Annotated in this window: 14 protein-coding genes; 3 read left to right on the plus strand and 11 right to left on the minus strand. The window is 60.7% G+C overall.

What is annotated here, in order from left to right; all coding sequences use genetic code 11:
- Positions 1-6 precede the first annotated feature (6 nt).
- Positions 7-1,164 carry a PQQ-dependent sugar dehydrogenase gene (locus AC19YY_RS20615; protein ID WP_170041485.1) on the plus strand — a complete coding sequence of 386 codons (1,158 nt, stop codon included), beginning with the start codon at positions 7-9 and terminating at the stop codon, positions 1,162-1,164.
- Between the two features lie 7 nt (positions 1,165-1,171).
- Here the strand turns inward: AC19YY_RS20615 and AC19YY_RS20620 are convergent, their stop codons facing one another.
- Both AC19YY_RS20620 and AC19YY_RS20625 read right to left on the minus strand, forming a co-directional pair.
- Entirely contained in the window at positions 1,172-1,651 is a 480-nt protein-coding gene (locus AC19YY_RS20620; protein WP_500604764.1) for a nuclear transport factor 2 family protein, read from the minus strand.
- A gap of 44 nt (positions 1,652-1,695) precedes the next feature.
- Entirely contained in the window at positions 1,696-2,259 is a 564-nt protein-coding gene (locus AC19YY_RS20625) for a TetR/AcrR family transcriptional regulator (protein WP_500604765.1), read from the minus strand.
- A 124-nt stretch (positions 2,260-2,383) separates the two neighbouring features.
- Here AC19YY_RS20625 and pssA point away from each other — a divergent pair, with 124 nt between their 5' ends.
- A complete protein-coding gene (pssA, locus tag AC19YY_RS20630; RefSeq protein ID WP_432755693.1) occupies positions 2,384-3,727 on the plus strand; it encodes a CDP-diacylglycerol--serine O-phosphatidyltransferase in 1,344 nt (447 codons plus the stop codon).
- On the opposite strand, the gene AC19YY_RS20635 is transcribed toward pssA, so the two are convergent.
- The 5 genes from AC19YY_RS20635 to efeU all read right to left on the minus strand — a co-directional run bounded on the left by AC19YY_RS20635 (position 3,724) and on the right by efeU (position 9,535).
- Positions 3,724-4,926: an MFS transporter gene (locus AC19YY_RS20635; RefSeq protein WP_169957290.1), complete on the minus strand. Its 1,203-nt coding sequence runs from the start codon at positions 4,924-4,926 to the stop codon at positions 3,724-3,726. The genes pssA and AC19YY_RS20635 overlap by 4 nt on opposite strands.
- Before the next feature lie 425 nt (positions 4,927-5,351).
- Positions 5,352-6,164 (minus strand): iron uptake system protein EfeO, encoded by an 813-nt coding sequence (gene efeO, locus AC19YY_RS20640; protein WP_169951419.1) that lies wholly within the window; start codon positions 6,162-6,164, stop codon positions 5,352-5,354.
- 27 nt (positions 6,165-6,191) lie between these two features.
- Positions 6,192-7,481, minus strand: coding sequence for an iron uptake transporter deferrochelatase/peroxidase subunit (gene efeB, locus AC19YY_RS20645; RefSeq protein ID WP_169951421.1), 1,290 nt, complete (start codon positions 7,479-7,481; stop codon positions 6,192-6,194).
- A 14-nt stretch (positions 7,482-7,495) separates the two neighbouring features.
- Positions 7,496-8,692, minus strand: coding sequence for an iron uptake system protein EfeO (gene efeO, locus AC19YY_RS20650; RefSeq protein ID WP_500604766.1), 1,197 nt, complete (start codon positions 8,690-8,692; stop codon positions 7,496-7,498).
- Positions 8,693-8,701: 9 nt separating this feature from the next.
- A complete protein-coding gene (gene efeU / locus AC19YY_RS20655) occupies positions 8,702-9,535 on the minus strand; it encodes an iron uptake transporter permease EfeU (RefSeq protein ID WP_170041480.1) in 834 nt (277 codons plus the stop codon).
- Positions 9,536-9,725: 190 nt separating this feature from the next.
- Between efeU and AC19YY_RS20660 the strand changes: the two genes are divergently transcribed.
- Entirely contained in the window at positions 9,726-10,742 is a 1,017-nt protein-coding gene (locus AC19YY_RS20660) for an AraC family transcriptional regulator (protein WP_500604767.1), read from the plus strand.
- Positions 10,743-10,820: 78 nt separating this feature from the next.
- Here AC19YY_RS20660 and AC19YY_RS20665 read toward each other — a convergent pair whose 3' ends face one another.
- From AC19YY_RS20665 to mexE, 4 genes are all read right to left on the minus strand, one after another.
- Positions 10,821-12,077 (minus strand): MFS transporter, encoded by a 1,257-nt coding sequence (locus AC19YY_RS20665; protein WP_500604768.1) that lies wholly within the window; start codon positions 12,075-12,077, stop codon positions 10,821-10,823.
- A gap of 340 nt (positions 12,078-12,417) precedes the next feature.
- Positions 12,418-13,833 (minus strand): efflux transporter outer membrane subunit, encoded by a 1,416-nt coding sequence (locus AC19YY_RS20670; RefSeq protein WP_169951431.1) that lies wholly within the window; start codon positions 13,831-13,833, stop codon positions 12,418-12,420.
- A complete protein-coding gene (locus tag AC19YY_RS20675) occupies positions 13,830-17,009 on the minus strand; it encodes an efflux RND transporter permease subunit (RefSeq protein WP_500604769.1) in 3,180 nt (1,059 codons plus the stop codon). The genes AC19YY_RS20670 and AC19YY_RS20675 overlap by 4 nt, the downstream gene beginning before the upstream one ends.
- Positions 17,010-17,024: 15 nt before the next feature.
- Positions 17,025-18,269: a multidrug efflux RND transporter periplasmic adaptor subunit MexE gene (mexE, locus tag AC19YY_RS20680; protein WP_169951435.1), complete on the minus strand. Its 1,245-nt coding sequence runs from the start codon at positions 18,267-18,269 to the stop codon at positions 17,025-17,027.
- Positions 18,270-18,822: the final 553 nt, after the last annotated feature.

Genomic DNA, 18,822 nt, shown 5'->3' on the forward strand with positions numbered 1-18,822 from the left:
CACGGTATGTTTCTACGCACAACTCTTTTAGCGACCTGCTGCGCCAGCGCCCTGGCAAGCGCGCTGCCCGCGTTGGCCGCCGAGACCCGGCAGTTCCCCAGCGAGCAAGGCAGCATCACCGCGACCCCGATTGTCAAAGGCCTGGACCACCCATGGGCGGTGGCGTTTTTACCCGACAAACAGGGCTTTTTGGTCACCGAACGGCCGGGCGCGCTGCGTTTTGTGAGCAGTGATGGCAAATTGTCCGCGCCGCTGAGTGGCGTGCCGCAAGTCTGGGCCAAGGGGCAGGGCGGTTTGCTGGATGTGGTGTTGTCACCGGATTTCAAGGAGGACCGCTTGGTCTACCTGTCCTACGCCGAAGGGGGTGGCAAGGGCGGTACGGCCGGCACGGCGGTAGGACGTGGCCGCTTGAGCGACGACCTGAGCGGCCTCAAGGACTTCCAGGTGATCCTGCGCCAGGAGCCCAAGCTCTCCACCGGCAACCATTTTGGCTCGCGCCTGGTGTTTGATCGCGATGGCTACCTGTTTGTGACCCTGGGCGAGAACAATGATCGCCCGACGGCCCAGGACCTGGACAAGTTGCAGGGCAAGGTAGTGCGGATCTACCCCGACGGCCGCGTACCGGATGACAACCCGTTTGTCGGCCAGCCAGGAGCGCGGCCGGAAATCTGGTCCTATGGCCAGCGCAACCCCCAGGGCGCTGCGCTGAACCCGTGGACCGGCACTCTTTGGGAAAACGAACATGGCCCACGCGGCGGTGATGAGATCAATATCATCGAACGTGGCAAGAACTACGGCTGGCCCTTGGCGACCCATGGCATCAACTATTCCTTGCTGCCGATTCCCGAGGCCAAGGGCAAGACTGCCGAAGGCACGGTCGGGCCCCATCATGTGTGGGAAAAGTCACCGGCCATCAGCGGCATGGCGTTCTACGACGCCGACCGCTTCAAGGCCTGGCAGCACAACCTGTTTATCGGCGCCCTGGCTAGCCAGGAGCTGATCCGCCTGCAGTTCGACGGCGACAAGGTGGTCCACGAAGAGCGCCTGCTGGGCGAGTTGAAGGCGCGCATCCGCGATGTACGCCAGGGCCCGGATGGCTTCCTGTACGTACTCACGGATGAGGATGATGGCGTGTTGTATCAGGTGGGCTTGAAGCAGGATTGACCGGCTCCTACAGCCCCAGTTCGGACAGCCCCGGATGATCATCCGGGCGCCGTCCCAGGGGCCAGTGGAATTTGCGTTCGCTTTCCTTGATCGGCATGTCATTGATGCACGCATGCCGATTGGACATCAGGCCGTCCTGGGCAAACTCCCAATTCTCGTTGCCGTAGGAGCGGAACCAGTTACCGGAATCGTCGTGCCATTCATAGGCATAACGCACCGCGATGCGGTTGCCGGTAAACGCCCATAGCTCCTTGATCAAGCGGTAGTCCAGTTCCCTGGCCCATTTGCGGGTGAGAAAATCCTTGGCCTGCTCGCGGTTATGGGCGAACTCGGCGCGATTGCGCCACTGTGTGTCCAGGGTGTAGGCCAGCGACACGCGCTGCGGATCGCGGGAGTTCCAGCCGTCTTCGGCGAGACGGATCTTTTCAATGGCCGATTGCTCGGTAAAGGGCGGTAAGGGCGGACGCACGTGTACATTGGCGGTCATTTGACTGCTCCTTTGGATCGTTAGTTGTTAAACCCAGACAACTTTCAAAGTGCCAATAAGTCCTGCGCCATGCATTGCGCATTATCAGCGGCGGTGACATCGCCCATGATCAGGGCGATGGTAATGGCGCCATCGACCAGGATCAGCAGTTGCGCGACCTGCTTCTCCGGGGCCGGGGTGCCATGGGCCTTGCACAGTTCAAGCAGGTACTCGAACAGTTTCTGTTTGTGCGCCTTGGCCAGTAAGCGAACCGGGTCTTGCGGGTTGCCGGTCTCGCCGCTGGTATTGATAAAGGCGCAACCGCGAAAGTCCGCAGAGCCGAACCAGGCCTTGAGGGCGCTGAACACGCCGAGCAAACGGGCGCCGCTGCCGGCGTATTGCTCGACCTCGCTGCGCAGCCACAGCAGCCAACGCGCGTCGCGCCGCTGCAGGGCGGCGATCACCAGTTCGTCCTTATTGGCAAAGTAGCGGTAGATACTCTTCCTGGAGACACCGGCGGTTTTCACCAGCAGATCCATGCCGGTGGCAGCAATGCCATGCCGGTAGATCAACTTTTCGGTGACGTCCAGGATAATGTCGCGGGTTTCATTGTTGGTCATATCGTTCATGCTGCGAACAGTAGAACGATCGTTCTTCTTGGTCAATCGTTTATTTTCAGCGGCCCGTGGGCAGACCTGAGGACCCCCGTGGTGTAAGCTCTCGGGCTCTTCGGATTCGATCATTGCGAGCCCTATGCCGTCGTTATTCAAACGTTCCCTGTTGCCCAAATTGCGCGGTTTTCCCCTGAGCACCGATGCGATCGAGGTGCTGTCTGGCGCTGCCGAGTTTCGCCGCTGCCTGCTGGAGAAAATCGCCCAGGCCCAGCACCGTATCTACATCGTCGCCCTGTACCTGCAACAGGACGAAGCGGGCCAGGAGGTGTTTGACGCGCTGCATGCCGCCAAGGCCGCACGGCCCGGGCTGGATATCGTGGTGATGGTCGACTGGCTGCGCGCCCAGCGCGGGCTGATCGGCGCGGGCAAGCAGCCGGGCAACAGCGCCTGGTACCAGGCGATGACCCAGTCACACCCGACGCAAGTGCCGGTGTACGGCGTGCCGGTGCAGACCCGCGAGCTGTTCGGCGTGCTGCACCTCAAGGGGTTTGTGATCGACGACAGTGTGCTGTACAGCGGCGCCAGCTTGAACAATGTGTACCTGCACAAGTTCGACAAATACCGCTTCGACCGTTATCACCTGATCCACAGCAAGCCCCTGGCCGACTCCCTGCAACACCTGGTGGAACACGGCCTGGTGGCGTCCAAGGCGGTGCACCGCCTGGACCTGCCCAACCTGCCCAGTACCCGCAGCCTGCGCAATGACATCGGCGACCTGCGCAGCCGTCTCAAGCACGCGACCTATGACACCACGGCCGGCCAGGCGGGCATTGGCGGGTTGTCGGTCAGCCCGCTGCTGGGGGTGGGCAAGAACAACCCGCTGAGCCGGGTGATCTGCGAGCTGATCGCCAGCGCCCAGCAGCAGTTGACCATCTGCACCCCGTATTTCAACCTGCCGCTGCCAGTCACCCGGGAAATCAACCGCGCGCTGGCCCGGGGGGTGAAGATCGACATCATCGTCGGCGACAAGACCGCCAACGACTTCTACATCCCGCCCAGCGAACCCTTCAGGATCATCGCCGCGCTGCCCTATCTCTACGAGATCAGCCTGCGCCGCTTTGCCAAGCGCCACCAGCGCATGATCGACAGCGGCCAGCTCAACCTGCATCTGTGGCGCGACGGGGAAAACACCTATCACCTCAAGGGCATGTGGGTCGACGAACGCTATACCTTGCTCACCGGCAACAACCTCAACCCCCGGGCTTTCCGCCTGGACCTGGAAAACGCCTTGCTGATCGACGATCCCCAGGGCCAGTGGCTGGCTCCACGGCGTGGCGAGCTTGCGCAGATTTTCCAGCACACCACGCGGATCCAGGGCTACCAGCAGTTGCAGACGCTGGTGGATTACCCCGAGGCCGTCGGCAAGTTTTTGCGCCGGGTCAGCCGGGTACGGGTCGAGCGGTTGTTGTATCGGATTCTCTAGTGGCGCGGTGCCGGCCAGATCGCTATGAGCAGCAGCAGGGCAGCGGCCACCAGGTACGGTAGCCGCGGCTCGACGGCATAGATCAGAGTCCCGGCCAGGGGACCGACCACCACGCCCAAGCCTTGTGCGGCACCCACCGACCCGGCAGTAGCGCCTTGTTCCGAGGCTTCCACTGCGTTGGCCGCCAGGGCGGCGAACGATGGGAAGATCCAGCCCATGCCGGCCGCCGAGACGAAGAAACACAGCCAGAGGATCCACGCGGTATCGGCGAACATACTGCCGGCAAAGCCCAGGGCGGAAACAGTGGCGCCGACGCGGATCATCCGCAATGGCGGCCATTCGAGCTTGCGCACCAGCAGTTGCGAGCAGATCAAGGCCAGGCCGACCATCGTCAGGGCAATCCCGGCGGTTTGTGCGGCATCGGCCGGGTTCATTTTCAGGCGGTCGAGGGCGAAAAAGCCCACGGTGATCTGGGCGATAGACACACAGAGCATGGCGGCAAAGGCCACCACCAGGGGCCGGCGCAGGCGTGGGTCAGAGAGGTTGACAGCCTTGGGTGGTTGCTTGAGGTGCAGTTCCTGGCGCGGCAGTTTCACCAGCAACACCAGGAAGCCGAGCATCGGCAACAGCGCCATGGCATAGAACGGCAGGCTCAGGCTGTAGCGGGCCAGCAGCGCGGCAACCGCCGGCCCCAGCACCAGGCCGCAGGCGTTGGCCGCCCCCAACGAGGCCATGGCCTTGGCGCGGTGGGCCGGCTCGATATTGTCGGCGATCAACGCATAGCCGCCCACCGGGATTGCGGCGTAGAACACCCCGATCAACCCGCGCCCGAGCACCAGCCCGATAAACGCCAGCATGGCCGAGGGCAGTAATTGCAGGGAAGCGTCGATAAACACGCACAGCGCCCAGTACGCCAGGGTGAAGCCCCCGGTGCCCAGCAACAGCACGCGCCGGCGCCCCAGGCGATCACTGGCCTGGCCCCAAGGCCGCGCCAGCAACATCCAGATCACCCCGGACACCGTCACCGCCGCCCCCGCCTGCCACGTCGCCAGCCCCAGCACCCGGGCGATGGGGCCAATCAGCGAGACAAACGCCATCATCGCCATGGTGCAGGCCATGTTGGCGATCAGTAGGGGACGCAGGTTGAACGACACAGAGGTGGGCAAGGCGGCATCGATGCTAGTGGCTGAATCGGGCATGGGGAATCTTCCGTGAGTGGGATCAATGGAACGTTATAGGTAAGACGGTTAAACGCACAGCGCGATTAACCTAGATGATAGGGATCTACAGCTTTGGGAGTGGGGTTGCTTGTGATGGCGGTGGTTCAGTCACCCTCTTCGGTAACTGACACACCGCCATCGCAGGCAAGCCAGCTCCCACATTTGATTTGCGGTGTGGCCCAAGTTTCAGCCCCGACGAACATCCCCTGTGGGGGCGGGCTTGCTCGCGATCGCGGTGGTTCAGCCACTGTTTCCGGTGACTGACACACCGCCATCGCGGGCAAGCCAGCTCCCACATTTGATTGGCGGTGTGGCGAATATTTTCTGCTCGCTGAGACCCCCTGTGGGAGCGGGCTTGCCCGCGATGGCGGTGTGTCAGGCTCAGAGCCGCTACCGTCGAGGTATCAGTTCAACCCCAGCTTGCCACGCAGGGTCGACAGGTCTTCGGCCAGGGTATTGACCGGGCCGACCAGGGCCTTGCGGTCGTTTTCCTTGACCTTGTCATAGGTTTCAAAACCGCCATCGGCCGTCTTGTACTTGGCCAGGATGGTGTCCACCGTGGCGAAGTTTTTGTCGACCTTGGCCAAAAACGCCTTGTCCTGCTGTTCGATCTGCCCACGGAACAGGTCGACGATCTTCTTCGCCCCGTCAATGTTGCCCTGGAAGTCATACAGGTCGGTGTGGCTGTAGCGGTCCTCTTCGCCGGAGATCTTGGTGGCGGCCACTTCTTCGAGCAACGCGGCAGCGCCGCCGACGACTTTTTCCGGCGGGAAAGTCAGGCCGGCAACGCGGGTTTGCAGGTCTTTGACGTCCTTGTTCAAGCCATCGGCAAGGGCGCCCAGGCCCTGGGTGCTGTTCTCGGCGAACAGGCTGTATTCAATACGGTGGAAACCGGTGAAATCCTCGGCCTTCACGCCTTTTTCGTGATCGTCGACCCGTGAGTCGATCGAGGCATCGAGGTCGCTGAACAGCTCGGCGATCGGTTCGATGGACTCATAGTGCACACGGGTCGGCGCATAGAGTTTTTTCGCGGTGGCCAGGTCGCCTTTTTTCACCGCGTCGGTAAAGGCCTGGGTCTGGGTCACCAGTTCATCGATCTTGTCGGTGACATAAATCTTGTAATCCGACACCGGGCCCACCAGGTCCAGGGGCGCCGTCGCGGCAAAGGCTGCGAGCGGAGAAAGGGTCAACAACAACGCAAGAGACGACTTTTTCATGGGACGGTTTCCGCTGTGGGGAGGGGGTTAGGTGTTGGCAGTGGTGTGCAGCAAGGTGCGGCCGATAAAGTCCTTGGGCCCGGTGACCCCCGGCAGCGTGAAGAAGTAGCCGCCGCCCACCGGCTTGAGGTACTCCTCCAGAGGCTCGCCATTGAGCCGGGTTTGCACGGTAATGAAGCCTTTCTCCAGGTCTGCCTGGTAGCAGATAAACAACAGGCCCATGTCCAGCTGGCCGTTCTTGTTGACGCCATTGGAGTAGTTGAACGGCCGGCGCAGGATCAGGTTGGCCTGGGTCGACGCCGTGCGCGGGTTGGCCAGGCGGATATGCGCATCGAGCTTGGTCAGCTTGCCTTCTGGGTCCTTGCTGTAGTCGGGCACCTGGGCTTCGCTGTGACCGTCCATGGGCGCGCCGCTGGTCTTGATCCTGCCGATGATGCTTTGCTGTTCCTGCAAGGGCGTGCGGTCCCAGCGCTCGACGAAGTTGCGGATGATCCGCACCGCCTGGTAGCTGCCATGGGCGGCCCAGGCGGGCTCGTCACTGCCGGGCTGGACCCAGACCAGTTGGTCCATGGCCTTGGCGTCGTTGGAGTCCGGGTTGGCCGAGCCATCGCGAAAGCCCAGGAAGTTGCGCGCACTCTGTGCCGGCTGCCCGGCGCGGGCAGGGGCCTGGGGCGGTACGCTGCCTTCCTGTTTCCAGCGCACCAGCAGCAGGTCCGGCAGGTTTTTCACGATATCGCGCAGGGCGTGGATATTGGTATCGGGGGTGTTGGAACTCAACTGCAGGCTCAGGTCGCCGTGGCACTGCGCCGGTTCCAGGGCATCGTTGGGGAAGCCGACCATGCGGGTCAGGCGCTTGGGCTTGGCGGCGGCCAGGCCGAAACGCTCGTCGAACAACGACGCGCCCACCGACACGGTAATCGTCAGGTTATCCGGGGTGACCACCGGGCCGAGGATCCCGGAGTCGGTGGGCGGCAGTTTCGGGTCGACTTGCGGCACGCTGCCACCGGTCATCAAAAAGCTGATGCGCTCGTTGAGCGTGCGAAACAGCCGCTCCAGGTCCTCGCGGTCGCTGGCCAATACATCGAACGCCACCAGCATGCCGCAGGCCGGGCGCGGGGTGACGATACCGCTCTGGTGCTTGCCGTGGAAGGCATGGTGGTCCTGGGTTTTTTCGCTGCTGGGGGCAGCGGTGACCTGGGCCGCGCCGGCCGCCATCGCCGGGCAACTGAGGCTGCTGCCGGCAATTGCCGCGCCGGTGGCGGCCATGCCCAGCAACACACGGCGGCGCTGGGCGTTGAACTGTTCTGAATCACTCATCTATTTGGTCGTCTTCACTTAAGGCCGGAGAGGCCAAGGGCTGGGTCGATTCCATCGAGTGCGGCGGCCAGAGCCTTGGCCTTGTCGGCGATCTGCTGGCGCTGATCGGCGGTAACGCTGTCATAGGTGGGGTAGTGGCCATCGACCTGCAGGCCGTCGAGTTGCGCGGCGAAAGCGTTGATCGCGCTATCGATCCCCGGCAACAGGTCGGCGGCGGACTTGCCCAGCAGCGGCCGCATCAGGTCCACCACTTTGCGCGTCACCGTAAGGTTGGCGGCAAAGCCATTGAGGTCGAGGTGGCTGTAGCGCTCCTCTTCGCCACTGGCGGCGCGCACGTCGGCCACGCTGTTGAGGTTGCGCACCAGGATGCTCACCAGTTGCTCGGGCGGCAGCGACTGCGCGAGCAGCTGTTGCTTGAGGGTGGTGACATCGGCCAGCAGGCGCTGGGCAATCGGTGCCAAGCCGTCGAGGTTATGTTGCGCGAACAGGCCGTACTCCAGGCGATGGAAGCCGCTGAAGGCCGGGTCCTGTTCGCGTTTTTCGAAGTAATCGGCGCGGGCATTGATCGCGTTGTCCAACTCGGCCAGGCGCTGGGCGGCCGGGGCCAGTCGTTGGTAAGCCTCGCGAGCCGGCAGGTACAGGGCCTGGGCTTGGCTCAGGTCGCCTGCGGCAATCGCCTGTTGGAGGGCGCTGACGGTCTTGATCAAGGCGCCACCCTGGGTGTTCAGATACACGCGAAACTCCGACAGCGGGCCGACAAAGGCCACCATCGACGGCTTGGCTTTGGCCTGGGCGTCGGACTCGGCGGTCGGCGTTACGTGCAGGGTGCCGCGCGGGTTGCTCAACAGGCCGCAGGTGATGGCGTAGTCGCCCGGCAGCAGGTTGGCGTTGATCACCTGGCTCAAGCCCGGCGCAATGTTTTCGCGCTCTTCGACCACCAGCACGCCGTCGAGGATTTCCCACTCCACCGCGCGATCCGAGCGATTGATGATGCGAAAACTCGCACGGCCTGCCGGCACCGTCAGGGCGTTGGGCTCGCAGGCGTGGGCATGGATGATCACGGCGATTTCGTTGTGATTGACCTGGCGCTTGGCCGCGGCCAATTGCGAGGCGTAGTAGAACAGGCCGCCGGCGGCGATCATCACGATCACCGAACCGGCGACCGCCCAACGCAAGGCGCGGGGTGGCGAGGCAGGGGCTTGGTTTGGCAAGGGACGACCTTACTGGCTGGAAACGGAAGTGGGGGTGGCCGGCGCGGCGGGCATGAAGAACATCACCAGCGCCAGCACCAGGTAAATCAGGTAGGCGCCCAGGGTGCTGACGGTCGGCGCGTCCTGATAGCCGAACATGCCGGCCAGCACCGAGCCCAGCGGGCCATCCATCGGTAGCGTCGCGCTGAAATCGAACAGTACAGTCTGCAAGTGGTTCCACACCCCGGCTTCATGCAGGGCCTGCACCGAGTTGGCGAGGATGCCGGCGGCTACCACCAGGATGAACAGCCCGGTCCAGCGAAAGAACGCACCAAGGTTCAGGCGCATGCTGCCGCTGTAGATCAAGAATCCCACGACAATCGCCAGCACCAGGCCGAGCAGGGCGCCGATGGGCGCGGCCGGGCCTTCGCTCTGCTGGAACACTGCCAGCAGGAAGAACACCGTTTCCAGGCCTTCGCGGGCTACGGCGAAAAACACCATGGCAATCAGCGCAATTACCTGGTTGCGTGAGCCGGCCAGGGCATGATCCAGGGATTGGTGCAGGGAATGCTTGATCGAGCGCGCGACCTTGCGCATCCAGAACACCATGGAACTGAGAATGCCCACGGCCACCAGGCCGACAATGCCTTCGAACAGTTCTTGCTGCTTTTGCGGGAACTCGGCGCTGACCAACTCCAGCCCACCGCCGACCAGCAGGGCCAGGGCGGCTGCCAGAAATACGCCGATCCACACCGCCGGCATCCATTGGCCACGGCCGGTCTGTTGCAGGTAGCTGGCGATGATGCCAACGATCAATGCGGCTTCAATGCCTTCGCGCAGCATGATGAGAAAGGGGACGAGCATCGGGCACCGCAACGTAATTAGTTAGGGTGCTAAGTTGTAACATAATGATACTCATTACTAAACAGCGGATCTTGACGTTTTCTGAACACGGCCTGAACAGCCGCCTAAGTCGTTGCAGCGTTGGGTATGTGTTCCTTATCAAGGCAACACGCTCCTACAATGGCCGACCTACAAGATTGAGCCCTGGCCCATGTCGGAAAAAGACACAATCTCCATCCACCTGGTTCGTGAAGCCCTGTTGCAGAGTTGCGCCCCCGGTGCGGCGACGCGGGAGGCCCTGAACAAGGTCGGGATCGAGCCTGCCTTGCTGGAGCAGCCTGCCGCCCGCGTCCCGGCGCTGGCGTACGCGCGGCTCTGGCGCTTGCTGGCGCGGCGTCGGGATGATGAGTTTTTTGGCATGGACCCGCGCAAGCTCAAGTCCGGCAGCCTGGGGTTCCTGTGTCGCGCGTCCATGGCCCAGCCTACCCTGGGCGAGGCCCTGGAAACCGGCCTGGGCTTCCTGTCGTTGATGCTCGAGCACCTGCCCGCGCAATTGGTGCGCCAGCAAAGCCTGGCTGAAATCGTCTTGCTGGAGCCCGAACCCGAACCGCGACGGGCGTTCACCTATTTTTGCTACTGGATGATCGTCCACGGCGTCGCCTGCTGGCTGGCCGGGCGACGCATCCCGATCCTGGCCATTGAATTGCGTTGCCCGCAACCGGATTTCTGCGACGACTACCAGGTGATGTTCTCCGACAACCTGCGCTTTGATCGCACGCGTACACGCATGATCTTTTCTGCCGACTGCCTCGACCTGCCGGTCAAGCGCAGCCCCGAGGAACTCAAGCGCTTCCTGGCCCATGCGCCGGCCAACATCCTGGTCAAATACCGCGACCCCGACAGCCTGGCGATGCGCATCAAGCATGACCTGCGCCGACGCCCGGCCCAACAGTGGCCGGAAACCGAAAGCCTGGCCCAGGTGTTGTGCATGTCCGCCTCGACCCTGCGCCGGCGCCTGGCGGAAGAAGGGCAAACCTACCAGGGCCTGAAGGACAGCGTGCGCAAGGAACTGGCGGTTGTGTGGCTGGCCGAGGCCGATATCAGCTTCGCCGAGATCGCCAGCCGCCTGGGTTTCGCCGATGTGAGTTCGTTCTACAAGGCCTTTCGCAAATGGTCGGGCTCCAATCCCGGGCATTACCGCAGCTTGATTCTTAATGATGCTACGTAGGGCGTAATGGCGCGGATAAGGCTCAGTTAAAACTCCAAGCCGGCTTTCAATAGTGAGCCTGCAGAGGCTCTAGGAAATCTAGGGCGATTCAATCTTCTGGTTATTTAAACGGGTTTTTCGGCCACCTATCAGCAATGTGATGCTCACACCCAGCAAACCAAAAAAACAGGTTGCCGCAACTATAATTAAAGTCAATGAGAAGCCATATACATCTAATAGTCCGCCGAAAACGGTATAGGAGATACCAATAATCACCGAGTTGACTAGATTGGCAACAGAGAGACAGGAAGCTCGGATGCGTGAATCGACATTATCATGGATATATGTTTCATATGACGTCTCATATATCGCTGGGAGCGACATAATTAGAAGAAAGCTCGCGATTGAAGTGGTCGTTCCAATATTCAATGATAAAATGAAAAGAAGCAAAGTAACGGCAAGGGTGGTAGTGAAGGCAATTGCACCGAGAGAAAACCTGGCGCAAATAAAGCCAGCGCCCATGAACATTACTGCTGATATGGCTTCAACTCCAGCATAGAAGCCGGCAATTATAGGTACTTCTAAGCCCTGAATGGAGAAAAATGGTTGGCCATAGATAAACAAAGGGATCGTTGAAAGCTCGAATAAAGCATATCCAATAAATAAAGGTATAAGAAAAGCGCCGTTTTTAGAGCGGAAGAAATTAATTAGCGCAGTAAAAAGACCCTCTGTATTTTTACTGCTCATGCCCCTTTCTTTATTGGTGTTCAGTGAGACAGGTGGAAGTTTGATTTCGGGGATTAATGTTACAGTCAGCGCTCCAATAAGCTTTGATATTGCAAAAAAAATATAAACACAGTTCCAAGACCATGTGTCTTGTAGTACACCGCCAAGAAGCATGGACAAGCCTAATGAAACCGCACCAATGGCACGGGCGCGAGATAATATCTTGGGGTAATCTTCAGCTCGATTTTCTGCCAGTAAGTTATCATACAATAATGCCCTGTCTGAACCGGAGCTCATGGCAATACTGGCACCGAATAGGCAAAATATAATTGCGAAAGGAATAAAGGAAGAGAACAGTAAAAAGCCAACGCCGCTTATAAATAATCCTAAGAAGCCTATTATAAGCGAAAATTTACGACCGTATCGATCTGCGAGTAAGCCAGATGGGATTTCCAATGCGACAGAAGAGAAGAATAAAAAAGATTGAAGAATACCTATTTCTCCTTGTGTGATTCCAAGTTGCAATAGGTAGAGCACAAATAAGCTTCTCTGAACATCCAGATTCAAAAATATCGACAATGAATAATATAAGTTGTCGTTTTTATTTTTTAAAAAATTGAATGAGCCCATTTTTATTTGAACGCCTGTCTTTTAATTCAAAAGTCTTGAAGCTTAAGGGGCGTACATCTCCTTTTGAAGGGGTGATTCTTGCTAAATGCTGAAAAAGCTGGCCAAGTCATGATAATGGGAGAACTGGCAGCTTCGATTTGAGCGCAGCAATAATAAGAATTTTTACCTTGCAGCCAAGTGCTGCACGGTACTAGGAAATTACTTACCAGGGACTTCTTGTTTAACTTACAGAAATAACTTTCAATATTTTAGGACGCGCCAAACAAAAAAAGCCCCGTGACCGAATGGACCACGGGGCTAAAAATTGGCTGGATGCGACCAACCAAAGGAGCTCTTTACATCACTTTGCGCTGGCGACCACCGTCTCCGGCTGCCAGCCACCCCCCAATGCCTTGTAGATCGCCACGATGCCGCGATACAGGTCTACTTCGGCCAGGGCCTGGGCGTCTTCGGCCAGCAGGCGTTCACGTTGGGCGTCGAGCAGTACGAGGAAGTCGGCAGTGCCTTCGCGGTAGCGGATTTCGGCCAGGTCGGCCGCGGCACGGCTGGATTCGCTCTGGCGGATCAGTGAGACCAGGCGCTGCTGGCGCTTGCCGTAGTCGCTGAAGGCATTCTCTGACTCTTCCAACGCTAGCAATACTTGCTGCTCGTAGGTGGCCAGGGCGCCGTCGGCTTCGGCATCGGCGCCGCGCAGGCGGGCGCGTACGCTGCCCAAGTCAAAGGCGGCCCAGGTGATGCTCGGGCCCAGGGCCCAGGCGTTGGCGGCGGAGGAACCGATCTGCGAGCCACGGCCAGCGGTAAACCCAAGGAAACCACTGAGGCTGACCCGTGGAAACAAGTCGGCCTTGGCCACGCCGATACGTGCCGTGGCGGCGGCCAGTTTGCGTTCGGCACTGAGAATGTCCGGGCGCCGTTGCAGCAGTTGCCCCGGGTCGCCAATCGGCAAGGCCTTGGCAATTGCCGGCAGGTTGGCTGGGCTCAGGTCCACGCTGAGTTTGTCCGGGCGCTGGCCGAGGAGGGTGGCGATGCGATTGCGCTCGCGCACTTGCTCGGCCTGCAATTGCGGCACGCTGGCTTCGACCGCTGCCAGGCGCGCATCGGCACGTACCACGTCCAGTTGGTCGCCGACGCCGGCATCGCGCAGGCTTTCGGTGATGGTGCGCGAATCCTGCTGGTTCTTCAGGTTGGCCAGGGCGATTTTTTCCCGCAGTTGCGCACCGCGCAGTTGGCCGTAGGCGTCTACCAGTTCGGCAATCAGGCTGACTTGCAGTTGGTAGAGGTCGGCTTCGGCGGCTTGCTGGTCGGCGTCGCTGGCTTCGAGATTGCGCTGGATGCGGCCAAACAGGTCCAATTCCCAGGCCATATCCAGGCCCAGGTCATAGCGCTCGCTATTGACCCGGCGGGTGGTCTGGCCAGGGATCTGGCCCTTGGCCAAGTCGCTGCTGGCGCGGCTGGTGATGGTCGGCATCGCGTCATTGCTGGCGTCATCACGAATCGCCCGGGCGGCCCGCAGGCGGGCAAACGCGACCCGCAGGTCCCGGTTGCCGCTCAACGATTGGCTGACCAGTTGGTTGAGGATCGGGTCTTCGAATTGCTGCCACCAGATGCCTTCGAACTTGGCGTGGTCGTATTGCTTGGCATCGGCGGCGGCCGTGATGTTGGCCGCCTCCAGTTGCTGGGTTTTATAGTCCGGGCCCACGGCACAGGCGGCGAGCGCCAATACCAACAGGCTCGGCAGGAACACTTTCACATTCATTGCTGTGTCTCCAGCTGGAAGGCCTTGGCCGCTTTGCGCGCTTGGCTGCGCTCCACATAGCGGCGGATCAACACGTAGAACACCGGCGTCAGCAACAGGCCGAAGAAGGTCACACCGATCATCCCGGAGAACACCGCCACACCCATGGCATGACGCATCTCGGCACCGGCGCCGCTGGAGAACACCAGGGGCACCACGCCCATGATGAAAGCGAACGAGGTCATCAGGATCGGCCGCAGACGCAGGCGGCAGGCTTCCAGCACCGCAGCCAGCGGGTCGAGGCCTTCTTCCTGTTTATCCTTGGCGAATTCGACGATCAGGATCGCGTTCTTACAGGCCAGGCCCACCAGTACGATCAAGCCGATCTGGGTAAAGATGTTGTTGTCGCCACCGGACAGAATCACCCCGGTGATGGCCGACAGCAGGGTCATCGGTACGATCAGGATCACCGCCAGTGGCAAGCTCCAGCTTTCGTATTGGGCGGCCAGTACCAGGAACGCCAGCAGTACGCAGAGCGGGAACACGAACAGCGCGGTATTGCCCGAGAGGATTTGCTGATACGTCAGGTCAGTCCACTCGTAGGTCATGCCGTTGGGCAGTTCTTCTTTGAGCAGTTTCTCGATCGCCGCCTCCGCCTGGCCCGAGCTGTAGCCGGGGGCGGCGTTGCCGTTGATCTCGGCGGTGATAAAGCCGTTGTAGTGCATCACACGGTCCGGCCCCGAGGTGTCGCTGACCTTGATGAAGGTCGCCAGCGGGATCATCTCGCCCTTGTTGTTGCGCACTTTCAACTGGCCGATCTGGTCCTGGTCCAGGCGGAACTGCTGTTCAGCCTGCACGTTGACCTGGTAGGTACGGCCAAAGCGGTTGAAGTCGTTGGCATACAACGAGCCCAGGTAGATTTGCAGGGTGTCGAAGATGTCGCTGATCGCCACGCCGTGGGTCTTGGCCTTTTCCCGGTCGATAGCAGCATCGACCTGGGGCACGTTGACCGTGTAGCTGGTGAACAGGCCAAACAGTTCCGGCACGTTGTGGCTCTTGGCGATGACGTTCTGCACTTCTTTGTACAGCTCTTCATAGCCCAGGTTGCCACGGTCTTCGACTTGCAGGCGGAACCCACCGATGGTGCCCAGGCCCTGTACCGGCGGCGGTGGGAAGATCGCCATGTAGGCTTCCTGGATGTCGGCGTACTTGCCGTTCAGCGCCCCGGCAATCGCCCCGGCGGACATGCTGGGGTCCTTGCGCTCGCCGAACGGTTTCAAGGTCACGAACACAATGCCGCTGTTGGGGCTGTTGGTGAACCCGTTGATCGACAGGCCCGGGAAAGCGATGGCGCTTTCGACGCCGGGCTGTTTCAAGGCGATGTCAGACATGCGCTTGATCACGTTTTCGGTGCGGTCTAGGCTCGCGGCGTCCGGCAGTTGGGCGAAGGCCACCAGGTATTGCTTGTCCTGGGCCGGTACGAAACCGGTGGGCGTGTGGGCAAACCCGAAGAAGGTCAGCACCATCAGGCCGCCATACACGAACAGCGCGATACCGGTGCCACGGATCACCCGGCGCACGGTGCCGACATAGCCATGGCTGGCCTTTTCAAAGAAGCGGTTGAACGGGCGGAACAGCCAGCCACCGAAGAGCTTGTCGAGGAACCTGGAGAACCGGTCTTTTGGCGCGTCATGGCTGCGCAGCAAGACTGCGGCAAGGGCCGGCGACAGGGTCAGGGAGTTGAATGCCGAGATCACGGTCGAGATGGCGATGGTCAAGGCAAACTGCTTATAGAACTGCCCGGTCAAGCCGCTGATAAAGGCGGCCGGGATAAACACCGCACACAGCACCAGCGCCGTGGCAATGATCGGCCCGGTCACTTCGCTCATGGCTTTTTCCGTGGCCGGGAAGGGCTCCAGGCCCAGCTCGATATTACTTTCGACGTTCTCCACCACCACGATGGCGTCGTCCACCACGATCCCGATGGCCAACACCAGGCCGAACAGCGACAGCGCATTGAGGGAAAAGCCGAACAAGTGCATCACCGCAAAGGTGCCGATCAGCGACACCGGCACTGCGACCAGGGGGATGATCGACGCACGCCAGGTCTGCAGGAACAGGATCACCACCAGCACTACCAGGATCAACGCCTCGAACAAGGTGTGCACCACCGCCTCGATCGAGCCGCGCACAAACACGGTCGGGTCGTAGGCGATGCGGTAATCCATGCCTTCGGGGAAGCTCTTTTTCAGCTCGGCCATTTTGCTGCGCACATCATTGGAGATGTCGATGGCATTGGAGCCCGGGCGCTGGAAGATCGGAATCGCCACCGCCGGCTGATTGTCGATCAGCGAGCGCAGGGCATATTGGCTGGAGCCCAGCTCAACGCGGGCGATGTCCTTGAGGCGCGTGATCTCACCGTTGTCGCCGGCGCGAATCACGATGTTTTCGAACTCTTCCTCGGTGACCAGGCGGCCCTGGGTATTGACCGACAACTGGAAGCTGGTGTCGTTGGGCGCAGGTTGCGCGCCCAGGGCACCGGCGGCCACCTGACGGTTCTGTTCGCGAATCGCGGTTACCACATCCGTGGCGGTCAGGTTGCGCGAGGCGGTCTTGTTCGGATCCAGCCACACCCGCAGCGAGTAATCGCCCATGCCGAACAGCTGCACATCACCCACGCCGCCCAGCCGCGCCAACTCATCCTTGATATTGAGGATCGCGTAGTTGGACAGGTACAGCATGTCGTAGCGCTGGTCCGGGGAGGTCAAGTGCACGACCATGGTCAGGTCGGGGGAGGCCTTGTCCACGGTGATACCAATGCGTGTCACTTCCTCAGGCAGTTTGGGCTGAGTGCGCGTCACACGGTTTTGCACCTGCACCTGCGCGTTATCCAGGTCGGTGCCCAGGGCGAAGGTGATGGTCAGGGTGAGCTTGCCGTCGGCGGTCGACTGCGAGGACATATAGAGCATGTTCTCGACGCCGGTGATCGCCTGTTCCAGCGGCGAGGCCACGGTTTCACCGATGACCTTGGGGTTGGCGCCGGGGAAGTTGGCGCGCACCACCACGGTCGGCGGTACCACTTCCGGGTATTCGCTGATCGGCAGTTGGAACAGCGAGATTGCGCCGGCGATCAGGATCAGCAGCGATAGCACCGCTGCGAAGATCGGCCGCGATATGAAGAACTTGGAAAAATTCATCTGGTGTGTAGTCCCTTAACCGCGTGGAGTCGCGACACTGGCGAGCTTGGGCGCGGTTTTATCCGGCGCCACTTGCTCCAGGTTGCTGGCTTCAAGCGCTTGTCGTTGTTGGGCCAGGGCGGCGAGGGTTGCCTGGCTGGCCATCGGGATGGTTTCTGGGGCAACCGGCGAACCCGGGCGCACCCGCTGCAAGCCCTTGACGATGATGGTGTCGTCCTTGCTCAGGCCGCTGCGCACGATGCGCAAGCCTTCGATCTTCGGCCCCAGTTCCACGGCGCGGTAGGCGGACTTGTTGTCGGCGTCCATCACCAGCACAAACTTCTTGCCAAGGTCAGTGCCCACGGCTTCGTCGGTGATCAGCACGGCGGAGTAGGTGCCGCTGCCGACCAACTTGAGGCGCGCATACAGGCCGGGGGTGAAACGCCCGTCGCTGTTGTCGAACACCGCGCGCCCACGGATGGTGCCGGTGGCGGGGTTGACCTGGTTGTCGACAAAGTTCATCTGGCCCAGGTGCGGGTTGCCGTCTTCATTGGACAGGCCCAGGTACACTGGGGTGGTGGCGCCGCGACGGCCTTGGCGCGCCAGCTCGGTGTACTTGAGGTACACGCGCTCGTCAGCGTCGAAGTAGGCGTAGACCTTGTCGGTGGAGACCACGCTGGTCAGCTCGGTGACATCGGCGGTGACCAGGTTGCCGGCGGTGATCGCGGCGCGGCTGACACGGCCACTGATGGGCGAGGTGACACGGGTGAAACTCAGGTTCAGGCGGGCCAGGTCCAGTTGCGCCTGAATTCCGGCCACGGCAGCACGGGCTTCCTGGGCGGCGGTGGTACGCGAGTCGGCCAACTCGGCAGAAATCGCATTGCTCTGGCGCAGGCGCTCGCCACGCTGGGCTTCATTGTCACTGCGCGAAGCAGCGGCTTTGGTCTGTTGAAGCTGGGCTTCCAGGCGGCGCACTTCAGCCTGGAATGGACGCGGGTCGATCTGGAACAGCAGGTCGCCTTTTTTTACCAGCGCGCCTTCGGTGAAGGCGACCTGGTCGATCTGGCCTGATACACGCGGGCGGATCTGTACGGTTTCCGGGGCTTCGAGGCGGCCGGTGAACTCGTCCCATTCATTGACCGGTTGTTCCAGGACCTTGGCAACGCTGACTTTGCTGGCGGGCATGGCGGCCGCTTGCTCGGGGGCCTTGCCGCATGCGCTCATCACCAGCACGGCCAAAAGGGCCAGGGGATAGCGCAAATGTTTGAGTGACTGTTCCATGAGGTGCATCCGCCAATGTATTTGAGATGGGCGGATCATGCTCGGCAGTGTGCTATCTCACGAATCGAATGAAACAAAGGTAACTATCATTCGGAATGATATAAGCGCCAGCCAAGCCCTCTAGCATGGGGCTTTCGTTAGGGTGCTATCAATCCCGTTAATGACAAGACACTGTTGCGCGAACTGCAACCAACCAAACAGCCTTGCCCTAAAGTGATCCCTCTGTGGGAGCGGGCTTGCCCTAATGCCAGTCAGTTAAACGCATATCCCCTGTGGGAGCGGGCTTGCTCGCGATTGCGGTAGGTCAAGTAAGGATGTGGCGGCTGACCCACCGCCATCGCAGGCAAGCCAGCTCCTACATTTGAATTGTGGTATGGCCACAATTTTCTACTCGCTGAGTTCCCACTGTGGGAGCGGGCTTGCTCGCGATGGCGGTAGGTCAAGTAAGGATGTAGCGGCTGACCCACCGCCATCGCAGGCAAGCCAGCTCCTACATTTGAATTGTGGTATGGCCACAATTTTCTACTCGCTGAGTTCCCCCTGTGGGAGCGGG

It is taken from the genome of Pseudomonas sp. MF09156, from assembly GCF_059862305.1.

Bases quoted from the DNA above. Each gene is read 5' to 3' on its own strand.
- AC19YY_RS20615 (WP_170041485.1), top strand. From the start codon at position 7: ATGTTTCTACGCACAACTCTTTTAGCGACCTGCTGCGCCAGCGCCCTG.
- AC19YY_RS20620 (WP_500604764.1), bottom strand. From the start codon at position 1,651: ATGACCGCCAATGTACACGTGCGTCCGCCCTTACCGCCCTTTACCGAG.
- AC19YY_RS20625 (WP_500604765.1), bottom strand. From the start codon at position 2,259: ATGAACGATATGACCAACAATGAAACCCGCGACATTATCCTGGACGTC.
- pssA (WP_432755693.1), top strand. From the start codon at position 2,384: ATGCCGTCGTTATTCAAACGTTCCCTGTTGCCCAAATTGCGCGGTTTT.
- AC19YY_RS20635 (WP_169957290.1), bottom strand. From the start codon at position 4,926: ATGCCCGATTCAGCCACTAGCATCGATGCCGCCTTGCCCACCTCTGTG.
- efeO (WP_169951419.1), bottom strand. From the start codon at position 6,164: ATGAAAAAGTCGTCTCTTGCGTTGTTGTTGACCCTTTCTCCGCTCGCA.
- efeB (WP_169951421.1), bottom strand. From the start codon at position 7,481: ATGAGTGATTCAGAACAGTTCAACGCCCAGCGCCGCCGTGTGTTGCTG.
- efeU (WP_170041480.1), bottom strand. From the start codon at position 9,535: ATGCTCGTCCCCTTTCTCATCATGCTGCGCGAAGGCATTGAAGCCGCA.
- AC19YY_RS20660 (WP_500604767.1), top strand. From the start codon at position 9,726: ATGTCGGAAAAAGACACAATCTCCATCCACCTGGTTCGTGAAGCCCTG.
- AC19YY_RS20665 (WP_500604768.1), bottom strand. From the start codon at position 12,077: ATGGGCTCATTCAATTTTTTAAAAAATAAAAACGACAACTTATATTAT.
- AC19YY_RS20670 (WP_169951431.1), bottom strand. From the start codon at position 13,833: ATGAATGTGAAAGTGTTCCTGCCGAGCCTGTTGGTATTGGCGCTCGCC.
- AC19YY_RS20675 (WP_500604769.1), bottom strand. From the start codon at position 17,009: ATGAATTTTTCCAAGTTCTTCATATCGCGGCCGATCTTCGCAGCGGTG.
- mexE (WP_169951435.1), bottom strand. From the start codon at position 18,269: ATGGAACAGTCACTCAAACATTTGCGCTATCCCCTGGCCCTTTTGGCC.